This window comes from Streptomyces sp. NPDC044002 (assembly GCF_056434525.1).
In genome coordinates this window covers 1-3,799 of sequence record NZ_JBWKEZ010000142.1, presented here as the reverse complement: position 1 = coordinate 3,799, position 3,799 = coordinate 1, and the positions used below count along the sequence as shown (strand labels likewise).

The window sequence follows — 3,799 nt, the reverse complement described above, 5'->3', positions numbered from 1 at the left end:
GCCGGCTTCGCCGTCGTCTCACCCCCCCCACCCCCCCACCCCCCCCCCCCCCCCCCCCCCCCCCCCCCCCCCCCCCCCCCCCCCCCCCCCCCCCCCCCCCCCCCCCCCCCCCCCCCCCCCCCTTCCCCCCCCCCCCCCCCCCCCCCCCCCCCCCCCCCCCCCCCCCCCCCCCCCCCCCCCCCCCCCCCCCCCCCCCCCCCCCCCCCCCCCCCCCGGTACGGGTACGGGCGTGCGCGGAGCGGCCGGGGTGCGGGGGCTACTGGCCGACCGCGGCCGCCACCGCCACGACGACGAACATCAGCACGAGCACACCGGCCATGACACGGTTCCTGGTCTTCGGGTCCACCCGTCGAGACTAACGCGCTCCCACCCGCGCCCCTCGCCACGGGCTGCGAGACTTGCGTCATGGTCACCGTCGAAGACGTACGGCGGCTGGCGCTCGCGCTGCCGCGCACCGAGGAGCACCTGGTCCGCGACCGGGTGAAGTTCCGCATCGGCCGGATCGTCTACCTCGCCCTCTCCCGGGACGAGACCGAACTCGGCTTCGCCTTCCCCAAGGAGGAACGGGCCGCGCTCGTCGCCGCCGAGCCGCGGAAGTTCTCCCTGCCGGGCGCCGGCGACCTGCGCTACAACTGGGTGCACGCCCGCATGGCCGCCCTCGGCACCGCGGAACTCGCGGAACTGGTCACCGACGCCTGGCGGATGTGCGTACCGGCCAAGGTCGCCCGAGCGCACCTTGAGGACACCGCCCTGGAGGACACCGCCCTGCCGCCCGCGCCGGGACTCGACGGGCTGCGGGCCGCCGCCGGGGTCTTCGGGGCGTTCCCCGGCGTGGACCGCAGCTGGCACGCGCTCGTCGCGGACACCGCACCCGGCATCGACCTCGCCGACCCCGCGCACCGCACCGCCCTGCACCGCTGGCTCAACGCCTGGGGCTGCCGCATCCGCTACCCGCGCGAGGGCGAGCCCGACCCGCTGGACACCGGACTCGCCGCCTGGTGGGCCCGGCACACCCTGCCCGGGGCCCCGATCGCGGCCCTCACCGACCGGGAGATCGGCGTGCTCGCCGCCGCGTACGCGGACCTGGCCGCGCTGCCGCTGGGCCGGCGCGGACTCGGCCCGACGGCGGCCGCCAAGGCCCTGTTCGCGCTGCGGCCGCGCACCGTCATGCCCTGGGACGCGGCCATCGCCGCCCGGCTGCACGGCGCCCGCGACGAGCGGGCCTTCGGGCGGCACCTGCGGACCGGCCGGGCCTGGGCCCGGGCCGTGCTGGCGGAGAGCGGCCTCGACGAGGACGCGCTCACCGCCGGACTGGGACGGCCCGGGCTGCCGCTGGCCAAGGTGCTCGACGAGTACCTCTACGTCACCCTCAGCCACGCACCGCGGCCGCAGGCACCCGCACCTGCGCCGGAACCTGCGCCTGCGCCGGCTCCGCGCTGACCGGTGCCACGCGCGGCCGCACCAGCGCCAGGTAGCCCGCGGTGCGCAGCGCCACCGACACGTCGAGCCGGCCCGCGTTGAACCAGATCTCCTCGTGCTCCAGCAGCGCCGGGTCGACGACCACCTCCACGGCCGGGTCGAAGCTCACCGGCATGATCGACCCGCTGACGCAGCCCGTCAGCTCCTCGGCGACCTCGCGGACGGCGAAGGAGGCGTTCGTGCCGCCGTACTCGGCCCGGACCGCCTCCAGGTCCACGCGGCAGTGCCCCGGCACCACGGCGATCACGTAACGGCGCTGTTTGCGTCCCAGCGCCACTCTGATGACCAGGCACTTGGCGGCCTGTTCGAGGCTGTGGCCGCGTATCAGGCTGGCCAGGTCGGTACGCCCCTCCGGGGCGTGGCGCAGCAGCCGGTAGCCGGCTCCCGCGTCCGCCAGGAGGTCGAGCAGGCGGGCGTGGCTGTCCGCGATCGCGGTCGCAGAGGTCACAACTGTCCTTTCCGGAAACTACGTCGGTGGTGACTCAGCGGTCGCGCAGCTCCAGGGTGCAGCACTTGACGCTGCCGCCCGCCTTGAGGAGCTCGGAGAGCCCGACCCCGACGGGCTCGAAGCCGCGCGCGCTGAGCTGGGCCATCAGGCCGGTCGCCGCCTCCGGCAGCAGCACGTGGCGGCCGTCGGAGAAGGCGTTCAGCCCGAAGACCGCGGCGTCCTCGGCGGTGGCGAGGATCGCGTGGGGGAACATCGTGCGGAGCACGGCCCGGCTGCCCTCGGAGAAGGCGGCCGGGTAGTACATGACCTCGTCGTCGGAGAGCACGGCCAGGGCCGTGTCCAGGTGGTAGTACTCCGGGTCGACGAGGGTCAGGCTCGTCACCGGCAGGCCGAAGAACTCCTGGGCCTCGGCGTGCGAGCGCGGGTCGGTGCGGAAGCCGGTGCCGGCGAGGATCCGGCGGCCGGCGGTGAGGAAGTCGCCCTCGCCCTCGTTGATGTACTCGGGCCACAGCACGTCGCGGTAGCCGCGGCGCTCGAACCAGCCCAGGTACGTGGGCCCCTCGGCGGTGCGCTGCGCGTGCCGGAACCGCGCGCCGTAGACCTTGCCGTCGACGACGGTGGCGCCGTTCGCGGCGAACACCATGTCGGGCAGGCCCTCGACGGGGTCGATCTCCTCGACGAAGTGGCCGAGTTCGCGGTACAGGTCGCGCAGCCGCTCCCACTGGCGGACGGCGAGGGCGGGGTCGGTGCTGTTCTCCGGGTGCATCCAGGGGTTGATCGAGTACGTGACGTCGTAGTGCCGGGGTCGGCACATCAGCAGCCTGCGGCGGGTGGCGACGCGCGCGGTGGCCGGCGGGGCGGCCGTCGGGGTGGTGGTCGGCTCGGTGAGCGGCACGGGGACTCCTTCGAGGGTGGCCGGAGGGGCTCCGGGCCGTCCCGCGGGGTGGTGGCGGGGCGGCCGTGGTGCGGTGTCAGCGGGCGGGCGGCTTGCCAGGTACTGGTCCGGAGCATGCCGGGGTCGCCTCTACTGCTTCTGTTTCACCGGAATCCGGATTCAGGGCCCCGAAGTACGGGCCACCGGGGGATGAACCGTCCCCGAACCCTCAACCGCGCAGGCCTCAGCCGGAGAGCGGCCAGGCCTCGACGACCTCGTACCGGGGCTGCTCGCCGGGGACGCCGGAGGAGGGGAGGTTGCTGCGGACCAGGCTGAGGGTGTCGACCTGCCAGGGCGTGCCCTCGAAGCCGGCGAGGGCGTCGAGGCAGGGCCGCAGGTCGGTGCCGGGGCGGCCGCGGGCGAGGGTGAGGTGCGGGGTGTAGCGGCGGTGGTGCTCCATGGGCACCCCGGCCCGGCGGGCGGCGGCGTCGGCCCGCTCGGCGAGCAGCCGCATCGCGTCGATGCCGCCGGCGGCGCCGGTCCACAGGGCGCGGTCACCGAAGTGGCCGATGCCGTGGAGGCGGAGCGGGAAGGGGGCGCTGCGGTGGGCTGCGCGGGCGAGGCGGGCGTGCAGGTCGGGGAGGAGGGGGTCGGGGACCTCGCCCATGAAGGCGAGCGTGAAGTGCCAGCCCGCTTCCGCGGTCCACCGCAGGCCGTCGGGGCGCGGGGCCGCCGCGACGGCGTCCCGCAACTCGGCGGCGGCCCGTTCCCCGGGCAGCACAGCGGCGAACAGTCTCACGCCTCTGAAGGTACCTGCCGGTGCCGGTGCCGGTGCCGGGGGTGGGGGTGGGCCGCTGCGCGGGGCCGTCCCCTACCCGCCCCTCTCCCGCTCACCGGGCTGCGCCCGGACCCCCTGGGGGCTCCGCCCCCAGACCCCCGCGCCTCAAACGCCGGCGGGGCTGGAATTTCGCTGCGCGAAATCCAGCCCGCGCGGCGTT

At 76.2% G+C, this 3,799-nt stretch carries 4 protein-coding genes; 1 reads left to right on the top strand and 3 read right to left on the bottom strand.

Translation table 11 applies throughout. The features are described 5' to 3' along the window. Positions 1 to 405 precede the first annotated feature (405 nt). The gene (locus AC07A6_RS41255) at positions 406 to 1,440 is read left to right on the top strand and encodes an MmcQ/YjbR family DNA-binding protein (protein ID WP_478780525.1); all 1,035 of its coding nucleotides are present in this window, start codon (positions 406 to 408) and stop codon (positions 1,438 to 1,440) included. Here the strand turns inward: AC07A6_RS41255 and AC07A6_RS41250 are convergent. The 3 genes from AC07A6_RS41250 to thpR form a co-directional block, all read right to left on the bottom strand. After that, positions 1,370 to 1,927: a YbaK/EbsC family protein gene (locus AC07A6_RS41250; RefSeq protein WP_478780524.1), complete on the bottom strand. Its 558-nt coding sequence runs from the start codon at positions 1,925 to 1,927 to the stop codon at positions 1,370 to 1,372. The two genes, AC07A6_RS41255 and AC07A6_RS41250, sit on opposite strands and share 71 nt — an antisense overlap. A gap of 34 nt (positions 1,928 to 1,961) precedes the next feature. After that, positions 1,962 to 2,822 (bottom strand): dimethylargininase, encoded by an 861-nt coding sequence (gene ddaH / locus AC07A6_RS41245; protein WP_478780523.1) that lies wholly within the window; start codon positions 2,820 to 2,822, stop codon positions 1,962 to 1,964. Between the two features lie 223 nt (positions 2,823 to 3,045). After that, positions 3,046 to 3,600 (bottom strand): RNA 2',3'-cyclic phosphodiesterase, encoded by a 555-nt coding sequence (gene thpR / locus AC07A6_RS41240; RefSeq protein ID WP_478780522.1) that lies wholly within the window; start codon positions 3,598 to 3,600, stop codon positions 3,046 to 3,048. Positions 3,601 to 3,799 lie beyond the last annotated feature (199 nt).

What these genes read in the sequence shown, in the direction of transcription:
- AC07A6_RS41255 (WP_478780525.1), top strand. Translation starts at nt 406, where the DNA reads ATGGTCACCGTCGAAGACGTACGGCGGCTGGCGCTCGCGCTGCCGCGC.